Raw genomic sequence first — 20,792 nt, 5'->3', positions numbered from 1 at the left:
CCTTTGAGATAAGGCCCCTTGCAAGGGGGGCTTGTTTCGAAGGTGTTTATATGGTCAACCAGCTCTCAACTAGATCGGATCCGTGCGTGGTTTTCCATTCTTTCAACGTCTTGTGATTGCCGCCTTTGGTTTCAAGCACTTCGCCAGTGTGCGGGTTCCTGTATGTCTTCAGCGCTCGTGGTTTACGAGCACCTGGCGCAGGGGTGGAAGCTGGACCATGCTTGGTGTTCTGCGGGTCTAGCAGGTTGATGATGTGCTTGAGGCTGAAGCCATAATGATCGAGTAGCTCGCGAAGCTTGGTTTCGAACTCTATCTCTTTCTTAAGGGCAGCATCGCCCTTCACTGCTTCTAAAGCCTGGAGTTGTTCAGCCAAATGTTTTTCAAGCTGGCGGTATTCGGTAAGTTTGGACATTAGGTCTCCTATTGGGTGTGTTGTGATATGTATCTGAATAGGATGAAAGGTGACAAGTTCAGCGTTATTACCGGCCTCTCAGTTTATTTTCCACGTAGCTCATTTCATTCTTGATCAAATCGATTGTGAGTGCCTGGACCTTTGTGGTCTTTCCGGTTTTGATATCGAGAATTTTTAGCAAAGCGGTCAAGTGCTCCTTACGCGCCTTCAAGGTGTCGCTCCAGCTCGCGCTGCTTTGAATATGGTTGATCATGTCTTCGTCCCGATAGAGTTATAAACAGCCCACGTGCGCAGGCTGTTTCAGTGGCTCAGTGCCTTACAGCGAGAAGATGTCTTCTACGGTGAACTTGTACGAGCGGTCAGCGAGTTCACGACTGCCCCATGTGTCGAAGCCTTCACCTTCTTTAGGCAGCACCAACCTTCTAAGGCTGAGCTGATCGCCACCTAGCAAACGTTGAGCAGCCCACAGCTTTGCGCCCATATCCATCAGTACCTGAGCTTTTTCGTTCCACTGCTCTTCCAATACCTTTTCGGCCAGCAACAATGCCGTTTTCTGGATGGCAAGGTGTTCCCTTTGCGCCTCGTCAATGTGCTGGTCGACGATGACCAGCTCCTGCTCCAGCGCGGTAATGATTAGGTGCTGGCGACGATTGTGCTCGATTGCAGTCGCAAGGTTTTTCGCAGCCTTTTGCGCGTCTGTATTGGCGATCTTTTCGCCCTCAGTATCGCCCCAGGCCACTGACTGTGCGTAGGCGGTAGCTGCATCGGCTTCGGCTTGCCGGGCCTTGGCCAGGTCTTCTACCGCTTGCCGCTGGATCTGCTCCAAACGGGTGCTGAGGCTCTCGCGTTTTTCGTTGAGCTCTTGCTCGTCGGCTTTCCAGTTCGCCATCGATCCGGCGTAATCGGCCATCAAGGTTTCGTGATTGAGCAGTTGCTCGCGTCGAGTGATCTGAGTACCTAAGATCCAGGCATGATGTTTATTGGAGTCGTATGGAAGTTTCAGCGTGTTGTACTCACTGCGGACTTCACGCAGACGATTCGCGTCTAATTCTTCGTCGCCAGTAAGGCTTCCAACGGTGCAATCTCGGCGTATTGCTCTTCAGCCGTCCTCAGGTATTTATCACGTCGGGTGATCAGTTGGTCGATCTCATCAACCAACCGTTGCTTCTTCTCGCAATTAGCGGTCGCTTGAGTGCTATCCGAGTTAGGTAGTGCAAGTAAGGTGGTCTCGCTGCCCCAGTTCGCTGACCGGCAGTTCATGTTGTTCGGTAGAAGCTTGGAATTCATTCATCTCTCTTGTTCCTTCAAATTGGGTTTGTGATCAGTTGGTGGCGGCGATTCTGTTCGGTGGCCGTGGCCAGGTTTTTCGCCGCTTTCAAGGCGTCGGTGTTGGCGTTCCTCTCGCCTTCGGTGTCGCCCCATGCAACCGCCTGTGCGTAGGCCGTCGCTGCGTCGGTTTCGGCTTGGCGGGCTTTCGTCATGTCGTCTGGCTCGCTGACGGACATGTTCCAGACGCGTGCTGACGCTTTGCCGTTTCTCGTTCAAGTCCTGCTCGTCGGTTTTCCAGTTGGTCATGGCTTCCCGGTAGCCGGCCATGAGCGAATTACAGTTCAGGAGATTTTCGCGACGTGCATTTTTTCGAGGGGGATGGAGGGCATCATCTACAGATGTCTAGGAAGGTCGGGAGTCTCTTGACCTAGCGCCGGCTTTTTGGAAGTGCAAATGCCGTTTGCACGCGCCGGACTACCGCATGTGCTGAGAAAATGCTCTCCCGTGGACCCTACACTGGTAGAACGACTGAGAGCGCCATCCAACCCGCTTCGCCTAATACGTCTCGACCGACGCTGACAGCACGCAAGCGAGGACCGACACAAAATCCAGGCACAAAAAAACCGGCTCAACTGGCCGGTTTCTTCATTCCGAAAGCCCGGTAGTGGCTTTCGTCTACTGCTATATGGTGCCCCGAGGGAGACTCGAACTCCCACTCCTTTCGAAAACGGATTTTGAATCCGCCGCGTCTACCAATTCCGCCATCAGGGCTCAATGGCGGCGAAGTATAGAGAGGTGAATACCGCTGGTCAATCAGGTACATGGAGAATTTTCGATAATTCCGCTAGACTTCCCGGCCCTGCTAGACGAACCCCATCATGCGTGTTTCCGACTTTACTTTTGAACTCCCCGATTCGCTGATCGCCCGCCACCCGTTGGCCGAGCGTCGCAACAGCCGGCTGTTGACCCTCGATGGAGTCAGCGGTGCCCTGGCACACCGTCAATTCACTGATTTGCTCGAGCATTTGCGCCCGGGCGATTTGATGGTGTTCAACAATACCCGGGTGATTCCGGCGCGGCTGTTTGGCCAGAAGGCGTCTGGCGGCAAGCTGGAGATTCTGGTGGAGCGGGTGCTCGACACGCATCGCGTGCTGGCTCATGTGCGTTCCAGCAAATCGCCCAAGCCTGGGTCGACGATTCTCATCGACGGCGGTGGCCAAGCGCAGATGGTGGCGCGCCATGATGCGTTGTTCGAGCTGGAATTTGCCGAAGACGTGTTGCCGCTGCTCGACCGCGTGGGGCACATGCCGTTGCCTCCTTATATAGACCGCCCGGATGAAGGCGCCGACCGCGAGCGTTATCAGACGGTGTACGCCGAGCGCCTGGGCGCGGTGGCGGCGCCGACGGCGGGGCTGCATTTTGATCAGCCGCTGCTGGAGGCGATTGCCGACAAGGGCGTCGAGACGGCGTTCGTGACCTTGCACGTGGGGGCAGGGACCTTTCAGCCGGTGCGGGTCGAGAAACTCGAAGACCATCACATGCACACCGAATGGCTGGAAGTCGGCCAGGACGTGGTGGATGCCGTGGCGGCCTGCCGCGCTCGCGGTGGGCGAGTGGTGGCAGTGGGGACCACCAGCGTGCGTTCCCTGGAAAGCGCCGCGCGCGATGGCGTGCTCAAGCCGTTCAGTGGCGACACCGACATCTTTATCTTCCCGGGCCGGCCGTTCCATGTGGTCGATGCCCTGGTGACCAATTTCCATTTGCCCGAATCCACGCTGTTGATGCTGGTTTCGGCGTTCGCCGGTTATCCCGAAGCCATGGCCGCCTACAAGGCCGCCGTTGAGCATCAATACCGCTTTTTCAGCTACGGTGATGCGATGTTTATCACCCGTAACCCCGCACCACGTGGCCCCGAGGACAAAGAATGAGTCGCCAATGTCGTATGTCGTTTGAGTTGCTGGCCACCGACGGCAAGGCTCGTCGGGGTCGCCTGACCTTCCCCCGTGGCACCGTCGAGACCCCGGCCTTCATGCCGGTGGGCACCTACGGCACGGTCAAGGGCATGCTGCCGCGTGATATCGAGGCCACTGGCGCCGAGATCATCCTGGGCAACACCTTCCACCTGTGGCTGCGCCCGGGCACCGAAGTGATCAAGAAGCACGGCGATCTGCACGATTTCATGCAGTGGAAAGGCCCGATCCTGACCGACTCCGGCGGTTTCCAGGTGTTCAGCCTGGGCGCCATGCGCAAGATCAAGGAGGAGGGCGTGACCTTCGCCTCCCCGGTCGACGGCGCCAAGGTGTTCATGGGCCCGGAAGAGTCGATGCAGGTCCAGCGCGACCTGGGCTCCGACATCGTGATGATTTTTGACGAATGCACGCCGTACCCGGCCGACGAAGACGTCGCGCGGGTCTCCATGGAGCTGTCGCTGCGTTGGGCCCAGCGCTCCAAGAACGCCCATGGCGACAACACCGCCGCGCTGTTCGGCATCGTGCAGGGCGGCATGCACCAGGACCTGCGCATGCGCTCGCTCGAAGGCCTGGACAAGATCGGCTTCGACGGACTGGCCATTGGCGGCCTGTCGGTGGGCGAGCCCAAGCATGAAATGATCAAGGTGCTGGATTATCTGCCGGGCCAGATGCCCGCTGACAAACCTCGTTACCTTATGGGCGTTGGCAAACCGGAAGATCTGGTTGAGGGTGTGCGCCGCGGTGTGGACATGTTCGATTGCGTGATGCCAACCCGTAATGCCCGCAATGGGCATCTGTTCATTGATACTGGCGTGCTGAAGATCCGTAACGCGTTCCATCGCCATGATGATTCGCCGCTCGATCCGACCTGCGATTGCTATACCTGCCAGAACTTCTCCCGCGCTTATCTGCATCATCTGGACAAGTGCGGCGAAATGCTGGGGAGCATGCTCAATACCATCCATAACTTGCGCCATTATCAAGTGCTTATGGCTGGTTTGCGCGAGGCTATTCAACAGGGTACATTGGCCGCCTTTGTCGATGCCTTCTACGCCAAACGCGGGCTACCTGTTCCGCCTTTGGACTGAGTTTTCTGACCCCAAGATTCAACATTTGCAACTGGAGTGCTAAATGAGCTTTTTTATCTCGAATGCCATGGCTGACGCTGCTGCACCGGCTGCTGCCGGCCCAATGGGTGGCGGTTTTGAGTGGATTTTCCTGGTCGGCTTCCTGGTCATTTTCTACCTGATGATCTGGCGTCCACAGGCCAAGCGCGCCAAAGAGCAGAAGAACCTGCTGAGCAGCCTGCAAAAGGGTGACGAAGTCGTGACCACTGGCGGCATCGCCGGCAAGATCACCAAAGTGGCCGACGATTTCGTGGTTCTGGAAGTTTCCGACACCGTGGAAATGAAGTTCCAGAAAGGCGCCATCGCCGCCACCCTGCCCAAGGGCACGCTGAAAGCGATCTAAGTTTCAACTTCTACTCAATCGACGGGGCGCGCAAGGCGCCCCGCGTTCTAAACGGGCGGCGTGATGCTGAACAAATACCCTCTGTGGAAATACATTCTGATCCTGGCGGTGCTGGCGATCGGTCTGATTTATTCCGCTCCCAATCTTTATCCTGATGACCCGGCCATTCAGATCAGTGGCGCCAGCACGGCGTTGCAGGTCAACCAGGCTGACCTGGACCGCGTGAGCACGGCGCTCAAGGAATCCGGGATGGCGGTCAAGGCGACTTCGCTGACAGCCGGTGGCAAGGGCGGCTTGATTCGCCTGGTCAAGGCTGAAGACCAGTTGCCTGCCAAGGATGTCGTACGCAAGGCGCTGGGCGATGACTACGTCGTGGCCCTGAACCTGGCACAAACCACCCCGCAATGGCTGCGCAGCCTTGGCGCGCACCCGATGAAGCTGGGTCTGGACTTGTCCGGTGGTGTGCACTTCCTGCTGGAAGTGGACATGGAAAAAGCCCTCGATGCCCGCCTGAAAGTCTACGAAGGCGACGTCAAGAGCCTGTTGCGCAAAGAGAAACTGCGTTATCGCAGCCTGCCGCAACTCAACGGTGCCATTCAGCTGGGTTTTGCTGACGAAGCTTCCCGCGAACAGGCCCGAGCACTGATTCGCAAGAGCTTTACCGATTTTGACATCGTGCCGGCCGACCTCAATGGTCAGGCGGTACTGCGTCTGGCGATGACCCCGGCCAAGCTGGCGGAAATCCGCGAATACTCCATCAAGCAGAACTTGACCACGGTACGTAACCGCGTCAACGAGCTGGGTGTTGCCGAACCGATCGTCCAGCGCCAGGGCGCCAACCGCATCGTGGTTGAGCTGCCGGGCGTGCAGGACACCGCAGAAGCCAAGCGTATCCTCGGCAAGACGGCCAACCTGGAGTTCCGTCTGGCCGCTGAGCCGGGTGCTTCCAAGGCCACTTCCGAAACCTTCGAGTTCCGCGAAGGCAAGCGTCCGCCAGCCCAGATCGAGCGTGGCCTGATCATCACCGGTGACCAGGTGACTGACGCCAAGGCCGGCTTTGGCGAGCACGGCACGCCAGAAGTGAACATCCGTCTGGATGGCCACGGTGGCGAGCTGATGAGCCGCGCAACCCGCTCCAACGTCGGCCGCAGCATGGCGGTGATCTTCATCGAGCAGCGTCCGGTCACCACTTACACCAAGCAAGTGGTCGATGGCGTCGAGAAAGACGTGGCGGTGCAGACCTTCAAGGAAGAGAAGAAGATCATCAGCCTGGCGACCATTCAGTCGCCGCTGGGTGCTCAATTCCGCATCACCGGCCTGAACGGCCAGGGCGAATCGTCCGAGCTGGCGCTGCTGCTGCGTGCCGGTGGTCTGGCGGCGCCGATGTACTTCGCTGAAGAGCGCACCATTGGCCCAAGCCTGGGTGCCGACAACATCACCAAGGGCATCGACGCGTCCCTGTGGGGCATGCTGTTCGTGTCGCTGTTCATCATCGCCATCTACCGCTTCTTCGGCATCATCGCCACGGTCGCGCTGGGCGTGAACATGGTGTTGCTGCTGGCGCTGATGTCGTTGCTGGGTGCCACGCTGACCCTGCCGGGTATCGCAGGTATCGTGTTGACCATGGGTATGGCGGTCGACGCCAACGTTCTGATCTTCTCGCGGATTCGTGAAGAGATCGCGGCGGGCATGACCGTTCAGCGGGCGATCAACGAAGGTTTCAGCCGTGCATTCACGGCGATTCTCGACGCCAACCTGACCACCTTGCTGGTGGGCGGTATCCTGTTCGCCATGGGCACCGGTCCGGTCAAGGGCTTTGCGGTTACCATGTCCCTCGGGGTTTTGACTTCGATGTTCACGGCCATCATGGTCACCCGCGCGATGGTCAACTTGATCTTCGGCGGTCGTGACTTCAAGAAGTTGTGGATTTAAGGGGCTGCCATGTTACGTACAATCAACTTCATGGGCGTCCGCAACGTTGCGTTCGGCGTCACAGTGTTCCTCACCCTGCTGGCGTTGTTCAGTTGCTGGCACAAGGGCATGAACTGGGGTCTGGACTTCACCGGCGGTACGCTCATCGAGCTGACCTACGAGCGTCCGGCTGACGTTACCAAGGTGCGTGAGCAGTTGGTTTCGTCGGGCTACCACGAAGCCATCGTGCAGAACTTCGGTGCGACCACCGACCTGCTGGTGCGCATGCCGGGTGAAGACCCGCAACTGGGACACCAGGTGGCGGAAGCGCTGCAGAAGGTCGGCGGCGATAACCCGGCGACCGTCAAACGCGTCGAGTTCGTGGGTCCGCAGGTGGGTGAAGAGCTGCGCGACCAGGGCGGCCTGGGCATGCTGATGGCGCTGGGCGGCATCCTGATCTACCTGGCGTTCCGCTTTCAGTGGAAATTCGCGGTCGGTGCCATCGTGTCGCTGATCCACGACGTGATCGTGACCATCGGTATCCTGTCGTTCTTCCAGATCACCTTCGACCTGACGGTGCTGGCGGCGGTACTGGCGATCATCGGTTACTCGCTCAACGACACCATCGTCGTATTCGACCGGGTTCGTGAGAACTTCCGTGTACTGCGCAAGGCCAGCCTGATCGAGAACATCAACATCTCGACCACGCAGACCCTGCTGCGCACCATCGCGACCTCGGTGTCGACCTTGCTGGCCATCGCTGCCCTGTTGTTCTTCGGCGGTGACAACCTGTACGGCTTCTCGCTGGCACTGCTGGTAGGTGTATTGGCGGGTACTTACTCGTCGATCTATATCGCCAACGTGGTGCTGATCTGGCTGAACCTGAGCTCCGAAGACTTGATCCCGGCGGTGAACACCGAGAAGGAAGTCGACGACCGTCCCTGAGTGGCTTTGAGACCAAGGCTGCCCTCAGCGGTGTAATCAAAAAAAGGCGCGAGTTGAACTCGCGCCTTTTTTTATGCTCCAAGGCTGGGAGAAGCGCGGGCGCGTCCCGCATGTGATGGTCAGGAGGTTCATGTGAACAAGTCGTTGCTGGTTGGTGCGGTATTGGGTGCTGTCGGTGTGACTGCCGGGGGTGCTGTTGCCACCTACAGCCTGGTTAAAAGCGGCCCTGAGTATGCGCAAGTGTTGGCCGTCGACCCGGTCAAGACCCAGATCAAAACCCCACGTGAGGTCTGCAAGGACGTCACCGTCACCCGGCAGGCGCCGGTGAAAGATCAACACCAGATCGCCGGTACGGTGGTGGGTGCCCTGGCCGGTGGCCTGCTGGGCAACCAGATCGGCGGCGGCACCGGCAAGAAGATTGCCACCGTGGCCGGTGCGGTCGGCGGCGGCTATGCCGGTAACAAGGTGCAGGAAGGCATGCAGGAGCGTGACACCTACACCACCACCCAGACTCGCTGTAACACCGTGAATGACATCAGCGACAAGGTTGTGGGTTATGACGTGCGTTACTCGCTGGACGGCAAGGAAGGCAAAGTGCGCATGGATCGTGACCCTGGGAACCAGATCCCTGTGGACAAGGAAGGCAAGCTGATCCTCTCGCAGGCGCAGCCAGGGCAATAAGGCTCAGAGTTGGATCGAAGGGGGCACTCCATTGGGGTGCCCCTTTTTTTGTGCCTGGAATTTCATTCTGAATCCACCGCAAATCCCCTGTAGGAGCGAGCTTGCTCGCGATGGTCGTCAACGATAACGCTGAGAATCTGATGCCCTGCGGTGTCTGAGCCACCATCGCGAGCAAGCTCGCTCCTACAGGGGGGGGGTGGGGATTTGCGGGCATAAAAAAGCACCCCGAAGGATGCTTTTTGGTATCGCGGGAAGCTTAGCGCTTCAGCGATGCCGGCAGGTGCGGCTGGATGGCGGTCAGCACGGCCTTGAAGCATTTGGTGTTGCCGGCAACGACGTGGCCTTTTTCCAGGAAGTCGTGACCGCCGGTGAAGTCGCTCACCAGGCCGCCAGCTTCTTGAATCAGCAGGGCGCCTGCTGCCATGTCCCACTCGGACAGGCCCGACTCCCAGAAGGCGTCGAAACGGCCGGCAGCCACGTAGGCCAGGTCCAGGCTGGCGGAACCTGCGCGGCGGATGCCGGCGGTCTGGCCAACCAGGGCGCGGAACATGCCCAGGTAGTTGTCGAGGTTGTCCATCTGGTCGTCACGGAATGGGAAACCGGTACCCAGCAGGGCGCCGTCGAGGCTGGTGCGGCCGCTGACGCGCAGGCGACGACCGTTCAGTTGGGCGCCACGGCCACGGCTGGCGGTGAATTCTTCCTGGCGAACCGGGTCCAGGACAACGGCGTGTTCCAGGCGACCACGGTATTTGCAGGCGATGCTGACAGCGAAGTGAGGGATGCCGCGCAGGAAGTTGGTGGTGCCGTCCAGCGGATCGATGATCCACAGGTATTCTTCGCCTTCGATCCCGGTGCCGGCGTGCAGACCGGTCTCTTCACCCATGATCGAGTGGTTCGGGTAGGCCTTGCGCAGGGCGTCGATGATTTTCTGTTCGGCAGCGCGATCCACTTCGGACACGTAGTCCTTGGCGTCTTTTTCGTCAACCTTGATGGTATCCAGGCGCTCGATGGAGCGGAAGATCAGTTCACTGGCGCTGCGGGCGGCGCGCAGCGCGATATTCAGCATGGGCTGCATGGATGTGTCACCTAAGGTTGTTAAAGAAAGCCGCGCATTCTATCAGAAACTTTCTACAGGTGAAGGTCAGTAATCGCATTCATGGCTTAACGGTCGCTTGGGCTGTAGTATTTGCCTCCCGATTATCGTGTTCGAGAGCGCCTCCCTTGCTGCAAAACATTCGTGTCGTCCTGGTCAATACCAGTCATCCAGGCAATATCGGCGGGGCTGCGCGTGCCATGAAAAACATGGGGCTGTCGCGGCTGGTGCTGGTCGAACCACGTGTGTTCCCGCATCACGAGGCCGACGCCCGTGCTTCCGGTGCCGGCGATATCCTTGAAAAAGCGCAAGTCGTCGCCACGTTGGAGGATGCCCTGGTCGGCTGCAACCTGGTGCTGGGCACCAGCGCCCGCGACCGTCGCATCCCCTGGCCGTTACTGGACCCTCGCGAGTGCGGGACGAAAGTGGTCGAGGAAGCCGGGCAGGGCGCAGAAATCGCCCTGGTCTTTGGTCGTGAAGATTCCGGCCTGACCAATGAAGAGCTGCAGCGATGTCATTATCACGTGCACATCCCATCCGACCCTGAGTTCAGTTCGCTGAACCTCGGGGCGGCGGTGCAGGTGTTGAGCTATGAAGTGCGCATGGCCTGGCTCGCGGCCCAAGGGCAGCCGAGCAAGGTCGAGAAGGAAGAAGTGGCTTCGGTCAAAAGCGCGGAGCTGGCGACCATGGACGAGTTGGAGCGATTCTATGAACACCTGGAGCAGACCCTGGTGGCCATCGAGTTCCTCGACCCGGAAAAACCACGGCACTTGATGGCGCGCCTGCGTCGGTTGTACGGACGCAGCTCGGTCAGCCGGGCGGAAATGAATATATTGCGTGGCATCCTCACGGAAACCCAGAAAGCGGCCCGTGGCGAGCTTCTTAAGCGGAAGGATTGAAAGATGTTCGAGCGTTTGCGTGAAGATATCCAGAGTGTTTTCCATCGTGACCCGGCGGCGCGTAACGCTTTTGAAGTCCTGACCTGCTACCCGGGCATGCATGCCATCTGGATTCACCGTTTGTCGTCGGTGTTGTGGCGTGCAGACCTGAAATGGCTGGCGCGCCTGGTGTCGAACTTTGGTCGTTTTTTGACCGGGATCGAGATCCATCCGGGTGCGAAGGTAGGCCGTCGATTCTTTATCGACCATGGCATGGGCATCGTGATCGGCGAAACCGCCGAGATCGGCGATGACGTGACGATTTACCAGGGTGTGACCCTGGGCGGCACCAGTTGGAACAAGGGCAAGCGTCACCCGACCCTGGAAGATGGCGTGGTGGTGGGGGCGGGCGCCAAGGTGCTCGGCCCGTTCACCGTGGGCGCCGGGGCCAAGGTCGGTTCCAACGCCGTGGTGACCAAGGCAGTACCGGCCGGGGCGACCGTGGTCGGTATTCCGGGACGGATCATCGTCAAGTCGGACGAAGAACAGGATGCCCGGCGCAAGGCCATGGCCGAGAAGATCGGCTTCGATGCCTATGGCGTTGGCGGCGAAGACATGCCGGACCCGGTGGCGCGCGCCATCAACCAATTGCTCGATCACTTGCAAGCCGTCGATGGTCGCCTGGAGGGCATGTGCGGTGCGCTGACTGAACTGGGCAGCAACTATTGTGCGAAAGACCTGCCTGAGCTGCGCGAAGAAGATTTTGCCTGCGTAAAAGACAAAGACCAGACCCAGGCGAGCTGATCACCACCAGCCTGTAGGAGCAAGCATGCTCGCGATGGAGTCTCAGGCACCGCTGGGTGTCAGGTGTCCAGCGTTATCGTTGGCGACCATCGCGAGCCTGCTCGCTCCTACAGAGGAATGGGTTGAGCATTCGCTGGCCCTACACCCCCAGCCTTTGCTATGATTTGCGCGCTGTTTTGCGGGTAAACCTGACTAAAGTACTAGGTCTTATAGTTGACTTAAATACTCGGGAATTGCATACTCGCCTCAATTCCGAAACTCCGTGGTAACTGTCCATGCGACTGACTACAAAAGGCCGATACGCCGTGACCGCCATGCTTGACCTGGCGTTACATGCGCAGCACGGGCCTGTGTCCCTCGCCGATATCTCCGAGCGCCAAGGCATCTCCCTGTCCTACCTCGAACAGCTTTTTGCCAAGTTGCGCCGCAGCAATCTGGTGTCGAGCGTGCGGGGTCCGGGCGGCGGCTACCAACTGTCCCGCGACATGCAGGGCATCCAGGTGGCCCAGGTGATCGATGCGGTGAACGAATCGGTGGATGCCACCAAGTGCCAGGGCCAGGGCGATTGCCATTCCGGTGACACCTGCCTGACTCACCACTTGTGGTGCGACCTGAGCCTGCAGATTCACGAATTTCTGAGCGGTATCAGCTTGGCTGATCTTGTCACTCGCCGTGAGGTACAAGAAGTAGCCATGCGTCAGGACCAACGCCGTTGCAACAGCAAGGCGCCACGCCTGGACAAGATTGAAGCGTCCGCCGTCGAATGACAGCCATTAGAGCTAACGGCGTGCCAGCCAGCCTGATTTAGGAGAAAGTCCATGAAATTGCCGATTTACCTTGATTACTCTGCGACCACCCCGGTTGATCCGCGTGTTGCGCAAAAAATGAGTGAATGCCTGCTGGTCGACGGAAACTTCGGTAACCCAGCGTCCCGCTCCCACGTGTTTGGCTGGAAAGCCGAAGAATCGGTCGAAAACGCCCGTCGCCAAGTGGCTGACCTGGTCAATGCCGACCCGCGTGAAATCGTCTGGACTTCCGGTGCCACCGAGTCCGACAACCTGGCAATCAAGGGTGCGGCACATTTCTACGCCACCAAAGGCAAGCACCTGATCACCTCCAAGATCGAGCACAAGGCTGTCCTGGACACCATGCGCCAACTGGAGCGTGAAGGTTTCGAAGTGACCTACATCGAACCTCAGGAAGACGGCCTGATCACCCCGGCGATGATCGAAGCCAACCTGCGTGATGACACCATCCTGGTTTCGATCATGCACGTGAACAACGAGATCGGCACCGTCAACGACATCGCCGCCATCGGCGAGCTGACCCGCTCCAGGGGCATCCTGTTCCACGTCGACGCCGCTCAGTCCACTGGCAAGGTCGATATCGACCTGCAGAAGCTGAAAGTCGACATGATGTCGTTCTCTGCCCACAAGACTTATGGCCCTAAAGGCATCGGCGCGCTGTACGTGAGCCGCAAGCCTCGCGTGCGCATCGAAGCGACCATGCACGGCGGCGGTCACGAGCGCGGCATGCGTTCGGGCACCCTGGCGACCCACCAGATCGTCGGCATGGGTGAAGCGTTCCGTGTAGCCAAGGAAGACATGGCTGCCGAAAACGTGCGCATCAAGGCCCTGAGCGACCGTTTCTTCAAACAGGTCGAAGGCCTGGAAGAGCTGTACGTCAACGGCAGCCTGACCGCCCGCGTTCCGCACAACCTCAACCTGAGTTTCAACTACGTTGAAGGCGAATCGCTGATCATGGCCCTCAAGGACCTGGCGGTTTCCTCCGGTTCGGCCTGCACCTCGGCGTCCCTGGAGCCTTCGTACGTGCTGCGCGCCCTGGGCCGCAACGACGAACTGGCACACAGCTCGATCCGTTTCACCTTCGGTCGTTTCACCACCGAAGAAGAAATCGACTACGCCGCGCAGAAAGTCTGCGAGGCCGTTACCAAGCTGCGCGCACTGTCGCCGCTGTGGGACATGTATAAAGACGGTGTCGACATTTCGAAAATCGAGTGGGCGGCACACTGATTTCAAGTCGCCGCGAACCAGCCCCGCGACCGATGTTCCGGGGCCCAAAGAGCGACTCTCTGATGAGTGAGGAATAAGTACCATGGCTTACAGCGAAAAGGTCATCGACCACTACGAAAACCCGCGCAACGTCGGCAAGATGGACGCGGAAGATCCGGATGTTGGCACTGGCATGGTCGGCGCTCCGGCGTGCGGCGATGTGATGCGCCTGCAGATCAAGGTCAACGAACAAGGCATCATCGAAGACGCCAAGTTCAAGACTTACGGCTGCGGTTCGGCCATCGCCTCCAGCTCCCTGGCGACCGAGTGGATGAAAGGCAAGACTCTGGATGAAGCAGAGACCATCAAGAACACTCAGCTGGCCGAAGAACTGGCCCTGCCGCCAGTGAAAATTCACTGCTCCGTACTCGCCGAAGACGCCATCAAGGCCGCCGTCCGCGACTACAAGCAGAAGAAAGGCTTGATCTGATTTTCCAGGTTTGCGACGAGTAAGGAGTCACCGATGGCTATCAGCATGACAGAAGCGGCTGCTCGACACGTGCGACGCTCCCTCGACGGGCGCGGCAAAGGTGAAGGGATTCGTCTGGGTGTTCGCACCACAGGCTGTTCCGGCCTTGCCTACGTGCTGGAGTTTGTCGACGAGGTGGTTGCGGAGGATCAGGTTTTCGAGAGTCACGGCGAGAAAGTGATTATCGATCCCAAGAGCCTCTCGTACCTTGACGGTACCGAGCTCGATTTCGTCAAGGAAGGGTTGAACGAAGGCTTCAAGTTCAACAACCCCAACGTGCGCGGTGAATGTGGCTGCGGCGAAAGCTTCAACATCTGAGGCTTGTCGTGGGTACTCCTTGCCATTTCGCTTTATTCGAGCTGCAACCGAGTTTCAACCTGGACCTCGATCAGTTGGCTACGCGCTACCGTGAGTTGGCGCGCAATGTTCACCCGGATCGTTTTGCGGACGCTTCCGAGCGCGAGCAGCGCCTGGCGCTGGAGCAGTCGGCAAGCCTCAATGAGGCCTACCAGACGCTCAAAAGCCCTCCCAAGCGCGCGCGTTACCTGCTCGCGTTGAACGGTGGCGAGCTGCCGCTGGAAGTCACGGTGCATGATCCGGAGTTTCTCCTGCAACAGATGGAGTTGCGCGAAGAGCTTGAAGACCTGCAGGACAGCGCCGATCTAGCCGGTGTTGCCGCGTTCAAGCGTCGTCTCAAGTCCGCCCAGGAAGAACTGAACCAAAGTTTCGCCGCTTGCTGGAACGATGCCGAGCACCGCGAGCGCGCCGAGCGCCTGATGCGACGCATGCAGTTCCTCGACAAGCTGACCTACGAAGTGCGCCAGTTAGAAGAGCGCCTCGACGATTAACCCAGTGCCGCTCCGGTCGCACGCCTGATATACAGATAAGTCCTGATCACGATGGCCCTACTGCAGATCGCCGAACCCGGCCAAAGTCCTCAACCGCACCAGCGTCGCCTGGCTGTGGGGATCGACTTGGGTACTACCAATTCGCTGGTCGCTGCATTACGCAGTGGTCTTTCCGAGCCGCTGGCCGATGCTGACGGGCAGGTCATCCTGCCGTCCGCCGTGCGCTACCACGCCGACCGCGTCGAAGTCGGCGAGTCGGCCAAGCTTGCCGCCTCTGCCGATCCGCTGAACACCGTGCTGTCGGTCAAGCGCTTGATGGGTCGTGGTCTGTCCGACGTCAAGCAATTGGGCGAGCAACTGCCGTATCGCTTTGTCGGCGGCGAGTCGCACATGCCGTTCATCGATACCGTGCAGGGTCCCAAAAGCCCGGTCGAAGTCTCCGCCGATATCCTCAAGGTGCTGCGCTTGCGCGCCGAGGCCACCCTGGGTGGTGAATTGGTCGGTGCGGTGATCACCGTGCCGGCGTACTTCGATGACGCTCAGCGCCAGGCCACCAAGGATGCGGCGAAACTCGCCGGCCTGAATGTGCTGCGCCTGCTCAACGAGCCGACCGCTGCTGCCGTGGCGTATGGCCTGGATCAACATGCCGAAGGCCTGGTCGCGATCTACGACCTGGGCGGCGGCACCTTCGATATTTCCATTTTGCGCCTGACTGGCGGCGTCTTCGAAGTGCTGGCCACCGGTGGCGACAGCGCCCTGGGTGGCGATGACTTCGACCACGCCATCGCTGGCTGGATCATCACCAATGCCGGTTTGTCCGCCGACCTCGATCCGGGCGCGCAACGCAATCTGCTGCAAACCGCTTGCGCGGCCAAAGAGGCGCTGACCGATGCGGCGTCGGTTGAAGTCGTCTATGGCAACTGGAAGGCCGAACTGACCCGCGAAGCCTTCAATGCGCTGATCGAGCCGATGGTCGCCCGCAGCCTCAAGGCCTGCCGACGCGCCGTGCGTGACTCCGGTGTGGAACTGGAAGACGTGCACGCCGTGGTCATGGTCGGTGGCTCCACCCGCGTACCTCGTGTGCGTGAAGCGGTCGCCGAAGCCTTTGGTCGTCAGCCGCTGACCGAAATCGATCCGGATCAAGTGGTGGCCATTGGGGCCGCGATCCAGGCCGATACGTTGGCTGGCAACAAGCGTGATGGCGGCGAATTGCTGCTGCTCGACGTGATTCCGTTGTCCCTGGGGCTGGAAACCATGGGCGGCCTCATGGAGAAGGTGATTCCGCGCAACACCACCATCCCCGTCGCCCGTGCCCAGGACTTCACCACGTACAAGGATGGCCAGTCGGCCATGGCGATTCACGTGTTGCAGGGCGAGCGGGAGTTGATCAGCGACTGCCGTTCCCTGGCGCGTTTCGAATTGCGCGGCATTCCTGCCATGGTGGCGGGTGCGGCGAAAATCCGCGTGACCTTCCAGGTCGACGCCGATGGCCTGCTCAGCGTTTCGGCCCGGGAAATGGGGTCGGGCGTTGAAGCCAGCATTCAGGTCAAGCCGTCCTACGGTCTGACCGACGGCGAAATCGCCAAGATGCTCAAGGATTCGTTCCAGCACGCCAATGATGACAAGGTCGCTCGTGTGTTGCGTGAGCAGCAGGTCGACGCCCAGCGCCTGATCGAGGCGGTGCAGGCTGCGCTTGATGCGGACGGCGAGCGTCTGCTCGATGCCGAGGAGCGCATGGTCATCGACATGCAGGTGCAGGAACTGACCGAACTGATGAAAGGCACCGATGGTTATGCCATCGAGCAGCAGACCAAGCGTCTGTCGCAAGTGACCGACGCCTTTGCCGCCCGCCGCCTGGATTCGACGGTGAAAGCCGCGCTGGCGGGTCGCAACCTGAATGAGATTGAGGAATAACGATGCCGCAGGTCATTTTTCTGCCACACGAAAAGTTTTGCCCCGAAGGCATGGTTGTGGAGGCTGAGCCCGGTACGTCTATCCTCGATCTGGCCCATGAGCACCATATCGAGATGGAAAGTGCCTGTGGTGGCGTCTGCGCCTGCACCACCTGTCACTGCATCGTTCGCGAAGGGTTCGATTCGCTGGAAGAGGCGGATGAGCTCGAGGAAGATTTCCTCGACCGCGCGTGGGGCCTGGAAGCGCAATCGCGCCTGGCCTGTCAGGCCATTGTCGGGACTGAAGACCTGACCGTCGAGATTCCGAAATACTCGCTCAACCACGCCGCCGAAGCGCCGCACTGATTCAAGGAACTATCATGAGTCTCAAGTGGACTGATGTGCTGGAAATTGCTATCCAGCTGGCTGAAAGCAAACCTGAAGTTGATCCAATGTCGGTCAACTTCGTCGATCTGCGTAAATGGGTGATGGAATTGCCCGAGTTCGACGACAAGCCTGAAAATTGTGGCGAAAAGATCCTCGAGGCCATTCAGGCCAACTGGATCGAAGAACGCGACTGAGCCACGCTGCAGGTTAGGCAATACCCAAGAACCCGCGTATAATTCGCGGGTTTAATTTTTCACAAATTACCGTTTCTGGAGTTACACCATGGCTGTTCAACGCACTTTCTCCATCATCAAGCCTGACGCCGTTGCTAAAAACGTGATCGGCGAGATCACCACCCGTTTCGAAAAAGCCGGCCTGCGCGTTGTAGCTTCGAAACTGAAGCAACTGTCCAAAGCCGAAGCTGAAGGCTTCTACGCTGAGCATAGCGCTCGTGGTTTCTTCGGCGACCTGGTTGCCTTCATGACCTCCGGTCCGGTTGTCGTTCAGGTTCTGGAAGGCGAAAACGCCATCGCTCGCAACCGTGAGCTGATGGGCGCTACCAACCCTAAAGAAGCGGCTGCCGGCACTATCCGTGCTGACTTCGCTGAATCGATCGACGCCAACGCTGTACACGGTTCGGACTCCGAAGCCGCTGCTGCTCGCGAAATCGCATACTTCTTCGCAGCTACTGAAGTAACCACTCGCTAAGCATTGGCTTAAAGAGTGAAGGTGAATCCATGACGACATCGACTGTAAAAACCAACCTGCTGGGGCTTACCCAGCCGGAAATGGAGAAATTCTTCGACTCAATCGGGGAGAAGCGTTTCCGTGCCGGTCAGGTAATGAAATGGATTCACCACTTTGGCGTCGATGATTTCGACGCCATGACGAACGTCAGCAAGGCCCTGCGCGAAAAGCTCAAGGCTGTTGCTGAAGTTCGCGGCCCCGAAGTGGTCAGCGAGGACATCTCCAGCGACGGCACCCGTAAATGGGTGGTGCGCGTGGCGTCCGGCAGCTGCGTCGAGACCGTGTACATTCCCCAGGGCAAACGCGGCACCTTGTGCGTTTCGTCCCAGGCAGGCTGTGCCCTGGATTGCAGTTTCTGCTCCACCGGCAAGCAAGGCTTCAACAGCAACCTCACCGCCGCCGAAGTCATCGGCCAGGTGTGGATTGCCAACAAATCCTTTGGCAGCGTCCCGGCGACCGTCGACCGTGCCATCACCAACGTGGTGATGATGGGCATGGGTGAGCCGCTGCTGAACTTCGACAACGTCATTGCGGCCATGCACCTGATGATGGACGACCTGGGCTACGGCATTTCCAAGCGCCGCGTGACCCTGTCGACCTCCGGCGTGGTGCCGATGATCGATGAGCTGTCCAAGCACATCGACGTCTCGCTGGCGTTGTCCCTGCACGCACCGAATGACGCATTGCGTAACCAATTGGTGCCGATCAACAAGAAATATCCGCTTAAGATGTTGCTCGAATCCTGTCAGCGTTACATGTCCGCCCTCGGCGAGAAGCGTGTGCTGACCATCGAGTACACCCTGCTCAAGGACGTCAACGACAAGCTTGAGCACGCCGTGGAAATGATCGAGTTGCTCAAGAACATCCCGTGCAAGATCAACCTGATTCCGTTCAACCCGTTCCCGCATTCCGGTTACGAGCGTCCGAGCAACAACGCGATTCGTCGTTTCCAGGATCAGCTTCATCATGCAGGTTTCAACGTCACCGTGCGCACCACCCGTGGTGAGGACATCGACGCCGCCTGCGGTCAATTGGTAGGGCAGGTGCTGGATCGCACCCGTCGCAGCGAACGTTATATTGCCGTGCGCGAATTGAGCGCCGACAGCGATATGGCGCAAAACGCCGCGAAATAATAGAGAGGATCTCCATGTCCCTGCGCTTCGCGCTGCTTGTGCTGTTGGCCAGTCTTTGCACTGGCTGCGTCCTGTCGGGCGATTACAACCCGATGAAGACCAGCAAGGGGCGTGACGAGGCGCGGGTTGCCTATGTGCAATTGGGCCTGGGCTACCTCCAGCAGGGCATGACCGAGCGCGCCAAGGTGCCGTTGAAGAAGGCGCTGGAGCTGGACAGTTCGGATCCGGACGCCAATGCGGCGCTGGGGCTGGTGTTCCAGGCCGAACGGGAGCCGGAGCTGGCGGACGAGCACTTTCGCAAGGCGCTGTCGGCCAGCCCCAAGGACGCACGAATCCTCAATAACTACGGCAGTTTCCTCTACGAGCAGAAGCGCTTCAAGGAGGCGTACGAACGCTTCGAACAAGCCGCCGCCGATACCTTGTATCCTGAGCGATCGCGGGTGTTCGAGAACCTGGGGATGACCGCTTCCATGATGGGCCAGCGTGAGTTGGCCCAGCAGCAACTGGATAAAGCCCTGCGTTTGAATCAACAACAACCCCGTGCCTTGCTGGAAATGGCTGAGTTGTCTTACGAAGACAGGCATTATGTGCCGGCGCGTGACTACTACGACCGTTTCAGCCAGCTCACCGAGCAAAATGCACGTAGTCTGTTGCTTGGCGTTCGGTTGGCAAAAGTATTTGAAGATCGCGACAAGGCCGCCAGTTACGGCCTGCAACTCAAACGACTCTATCCCGGTACGCCGGAATATCAGCAATACCTGTCGGAGCAATGATGAAAGCGGCGCATCCTGAAGTTGTAGCAGCGAATCGCGTTAACCCCGGTGAGACTTTGCGCCAGGCCCGCGAAAGCAATGGCTGGTCGCTGGCCGAAGTGGCCCTCAAGCTCAACCTCACGGTTACCTCATTGAGCAACCTTGAAGCAGGCGCTTTCGACAAGCTGCCTGGGCATACCTTCGCTCGCGGTTACATTCGCGCTTATGCCAAATTGCTGGGCATGGACCAGACCGTTCTGGTCCAGCAGTTCGACCAATCCACCGGCACCGACTCCCAAGGCAGCAGTGTCCACGCCTTGGGGCGAATCGAAGAGCCGGTGCGGGTTTCCCACACCATTTTGCGTATCGTCAGCCTGTTGCTGCTGATCGCCGTGATCGGCGGCGGTTTTGTCTGGTGGCAGGATCAGACATCGCTGCGCACCAAGGACCTGATCAGCCTGACCCCGGAACACGTTGAAGTCGAAGGCGCGGACGGCACTACTCAGATTCACCCGCTGGACGAGCCGGAAGACCAGGCTGTTGCCGAAGCCCAGACTGACAACTCCACCGCCCTTGCATTGCCGCAAGCCGAGACCTCGGCTCAAGCGCCGGCAGAAGCGGCAACCCCTTCCGCTGAGCCGACTGCTCCGGTTGCGCCAGCAGCGCCGGCCCCTGCCGCACCGACACACAACGCTGCACCAGCGGTCACCACGCCGGTTGCGCCTGCTCCGACCGCTCCAGTGGTCTCGACGCCGCCTGCGACGGCTGCGGTGACGCCGACCATTCCAGCCCAGACAGCCGCTGCCACCACCGCAGGCCAGGGTCAGGTGCAACTGCAATTCACCGCCGATTGCTGGACGCAAGTCACCGATGGCGCAGGCAAGGTGCTGCTCAGCGGTCTCAAGCGTAAAGGCGACAGTGCCAGCCTCAGCGGCAAGCCACCGTTTACCGTGCGTCTGGGGTATGCCCGTGGCGCGCAGGTCAGCTACAACGGTCAGTCGGTTGATGTCACTCCGTTCACCAGTGGCGAGACTGCTCGCCTGAAGTTGGGTCAATAAG

General features: G+C 59.2%; 25 protein-coding genes, 1 tRNA gene and 1 pseudogene. 20 read left to right on the top strand and 7 right to left on the bottom strand.

Going from position 1 to position 20,792, the window contains the following annotated elements; all coding sequences use genetic code 11:
- Nucleotides 1-46: 46 nt before the first annotated feature.
- From AB4O36_RS21315 to AB4O36_RS21290, 6 genes and pseudogenes are all read right to left on the bottom strand, one after another.
- Entirely contained in the window at nt 47-412 is a 366-nt protein-coding gene (locus tag AB4O36_RS21315) for a histone-like nucleoid-structuring protein, MvaT/MvaU family (protein ID WP_460140197.1), read from the bottom strand.
- Nucleotides 413-479: 67 nt separating this feature from the next.
- On the bottom strand, nt 480-665 hold the full coding sequence (locus tag AB4O36_RS21310; protein ID WP_460140196.1) for a hypothetical protein: 186 nt from the start codon (nt 663-665) through the stop codon (nt 480-482).
- 63 nt (nt 666-728) lie between these two features.
- Nucleotides 729-1,322, bottom strand: a complete 594-nt coding sequence (locus AB4O36_RS21305) for a chromosome segregation protein SMC (RefSeq protein WP_460140195.1) — start codon at nt 1,320-1,322, stop codon at nt 729-731.
- A 134-nt stretch (nt 1,323-1,456) separates the two neighbouring features.
- Nucleotides 1,457-1,699 (bottom strand): hypothetical protein, encoded by a 243-nt coding sequence (locus tag AB4O36_RS21300; protein WP_460140194.1) that lies wholly within the window; start codon nt 1,697-1,699, stop codon nt 1,457-1,459.
- Nucleotides 1,700-1,719: 20 nt separating this feature from the next.
- Nucleotides 1,720-2,053 (bottom strand): annotated as a pseudogene (locus tag AB4O36_RS21295) (chromosome segregation protein SMC); the annotation flags it as partial.
- Between the two features lie 314 nt (nt 2,054-2,367).
- Nucleotides 2,368-2,452: transfer RNA gene (locus tag AB4O36_RS21290), tRNA-Leu, on the bottom strand.
- Between the two features lie 107 nt (nt 2,453-2,559).
- Here AB4O36_RS21290 and queA point away from each other — a divergent pair.
- The 6 genes from queA (at nt 2,560) to AB4O36_RS21260 (ending at nt 8,658) form a co-directional block, all read left to right on the top strand.
- Entirely contained in the window at nt 2,560-3,609 is a 1,050-nt protein-coding gene (gene queA / locus AB4O36_RS21285) for a tRNA preQ1(34) S-adenosylmethionine ribosyltransferase-isomerase QueA (RefSeq protein WP_460140193.1), read from the top strand.
- Nucleotides 3,610-3,623: 14 nt separating this feature from the next.
- Nucleotides 3,624-4,739, top strand: coding sequence for a tRNA guanosine(34) transglycosylase Tgt (gene tgt / locus AB4O36_RS21280; protein WP_162130405.1), 1,116 nt, complete (start codon nt 3,624-3,626; stop codon nt 4,737-4,739).
- Nucleotides 4,740-4,782: 43 nt separating this feature from the next.
- Nucleotides 4,783-5,121 carry a preprotein translocase subunit YajC gene (yajC, locus tag AB4O36_RS21275; protein ID WP_007916913.1) on the top strand — a complete coding sequence of 113 codons (339 nt, stop codon included), beginning with the start codon at nt 4,783-4,785 and terminating at the stop codon, nt 5,119-5,121.
- A gap of 63 nt (nt 5,122-5,184) precedes the next feature.
- Nucleotides 5,185-7,053, top strand: coding sequence for a protein translocase subunit SecD (gene secD / locus AB4O36_RS21270; RefSeq protein ID WP_460117765.1), 1,869 nt, complete (start codon nt 5,185-5,187; stop codon nt 7,051-7,053).
- A gap of 9 nt (nt 7,054-7,062) precedes the next feature.
- Nucleotides 7,063-7,977: a protein translocase subunit SecF gene (gene secF / locus AB4O36_RS21265; protein ID WP_460117763.1), complete on the top strand. Its 915-nt coding sequence runs from the start codon at nt 7,063-7,065 to the stop codon at nt 7,975-7,977.
- 132 nt (nt 7,978-8,109) lie between these two features.
- On the top strand, nt 8,110-8,658 hold the full coding sequence (locus tag AB4O36_RS21260; RefSeq protein ID WP_371049206.1) for a glycine zipper 2TM domain-containing protein: 549 nt from the start codon (nt 8,110-8,112) through the stop codon (nt 8,656-8,658).
- Between the two features lie 256 nt (nt 8,659-8,914).
- Here the strand turns inward: AB4O36_RS21260 and suhB are convergent, their stop codons facing one another.
- On the bottom strand, nt 8,915-9,733 hold the full coding sequence (suhB, locus tag AB4O36_RS21255) for a type III secretion system regulator SuhB (RefSeq protein ID WP_007941397.1): 819 nt from the start codon (nt 9,731-9,733) through the stop codon (nt 8,915-8,917).
- 146 nt (nt 9,734-9,879) lie between these two features.
- Here suhB and trmJ point away from each other — a divergent pair, with 146 nt between their 5' ends.
- The 14 genes from trmJ to AB4O36_RS21185 all read left to right on the top strand — a co-directional run bounded on the left by trmJ (nt 9,880) and on the right by AB4O36_RS21185 (nt 20,791).
- A complete protein-coding gene (trmJ, locus tag AB4O36_RS21250) occupies nt 9,880-10,650 on the top strand; it encodes a tRNA (cytosine(32)/uridine(32)-2'-O)-methyltransferase TrmJ (protein ID WP_460117761.1) in 771 nt (256 codons plus the stop codon).
- 3 nt (nt 10,651-10,653) lie between these two features.
- A complete protein-coding gene (gene cysE, locus AB4O36_RS21245) occupies nt 10,654-11,433 on the top strand; it encodes a serine O-acetyltransferase (RefSeq protein WP_460117759.1) in 780 nt (259 codons plus the stop codon).
- Nucleotides 11,434-11,708: 275 nt separating this feature from the next.
- Nucleotides 11,709-12,200 (top strand): Fe-S cluster assembly transcriptional regulator IscR, encoded by a 492-nt coding sequence (gene iscR, locus AB4O36_RS21240; protein WP_192302621.1) that lies wholly within the window; start codon nt 11,709-11,711, stop codon nt 12,198-12,200.
- Nucleotides 12,201-12,251: 51 nt separating this feature from the next.
- Nucleotides 12,252-13,466 carry an IscS subfamily cysteine desulfurase gene (locus tag AB4O36_RS21235; protein ID WP_460117757.1) on the top strand — a complete coding sequence of 405 codons (1,215 nt, stop codon included), beginning with the start codon at nt 12,252-12,254 and terminating at the stop codon, nt 13,464-13,466.
- 82 nt (nt 13,467-13,548) lie between these two features.
- On the top strand, nt 13,549-13,935 hold the full coding sequence (gene iscU, locus AB4O36_RS21230; protein ID WP_003443374.1) for a Fe-S cluster assembly scaffold IscU: 387 nt from the start codon (nt 13,549-13,551) through the stop codon (nt 13,933-13,935).
- 33 nt (nt 13,936-13,968) lie between these two features.
- On the top strand, nt 13,969-14,292 hold the full coding sequence (gene iscA, locus AB4O36_RS21225; RefSeq protein WP_028620147.1) for an iron-sulfur cluster assembly protein IscA: 324 nt from the start codon (nt 13,969-13,971) through the stop codon (nt 14,290-14,292).
- An 8-nt stretch (nt 14,293-14,300) separates the two neighbouring features.
- Nucleotides 14,301-14,822, top strand: coding sequence for a co-chaperone HscB (gene hscB / locus AB4O36_RS21220; RefSeq protein WP_460140192.1), 522 nt, complete (start codon nt 14,301-14,303; stop codon nt 14,820-14,822).
- Nucleotides 14,823-14,873: 51 nt separating this feature from the next.
- A complete protein-coding gene (hscA, locus tag AB4O36_RS21215) occupies nt 14,874-16,736 on the top strand; it encodes a Fe-S protein assembly chaperone HscA (RefSeq protein ID WP_460140191.1) in 1,863 nt (620 codons plus the stop codon).
- A gap of 2 nt (nt 16,737-16,738) precedes the next feature.
- Nucleotides 16,739-17,080, top strand: coding sequence for an ISC system 2Fe-2S type ferredoxin (gene fdx, locus AB4O36_RS21210; RefSeq protein ID WP_368557202.1), 342 nt, complete (start codon nt 16,739-16,741; stop codon nt 17,078-17,080).
- Nucleotides 17,081-17,094: 14 nt separating this feature from the next.
- A complete protein-coding gene (gene iscX, locus AB4O36_RS21205) occupies nt 17,095-17,295 on the top strand; it encodes a Fe-S cluster assembly protein IscX (RefSeq protein WP_460140190.1) in 201 nt (66 codons plus the stop codon).
- Between the two features lie 88 nt (nt 17,296-17,383).
- Nucleotides 17,384-17,809: a nucleoside-diphosphate kinase gene (gene ndk, locus AB4O36_RS21200; RefSeq protein ID WP_192302616.1), complete on the top strand. Its 426-nt coding sequence runs from the start codon at nt 17,384-17,386 to the stop codon at nt 17,807-17,809.
- A gap of 29 nt (nt 17,810-17,838) precedes the next feature.
- The gene (gene rlmN, locus AB4O36_RS21195) at nt 17,839-18,981 is read left to right on the top strand and encodes a dual-specificity RNA methyltransferase RlmN (RefSeq protein WP_460117749.1); all 1,143 of its coding nucleotides are present in this window, start codon (nt 17,839-17,841) and stop codon (nt 18,979-18,981) included.
- A 14-nt stretch (nt 18,982-18,995) separates the two neighbouring features.
- The gene (gene pilW, locus AB4O36_RS21190; protein WP_460117747.1) at nt 18,996-19,754 is read left to right on the top strand and encodes a type IV pilus biogenesis/stability protein PilW; all 759 of its coding nucleotides are present in this window, start codon (nt 18,996-18,998) and stop codon (nt 19,752-19,754) included.
- Entirely contained in the window at nt 19,754-20,791 is a 1,038-nt protein-coding gene (locus AB4O36_RS21185) for a RodZ domain-containing protein (RefSeq protein ID WP_460117745.1), read from the top strand. Before pilW ends, AB4O36_RS21185 begins: the two co-directional genes overlap by 1 nt.
- Nucleotide 20,792: the final 1 nt, after the last annotated feature.

It is taken from the genome of Pseudomonas sp. S2_E01, from assembly GCF_054668365.1.
Note: the sequence above shows the minus strand (reverse complement) of the source record. Positions and strands in the feature narration are given on the sequence as shown.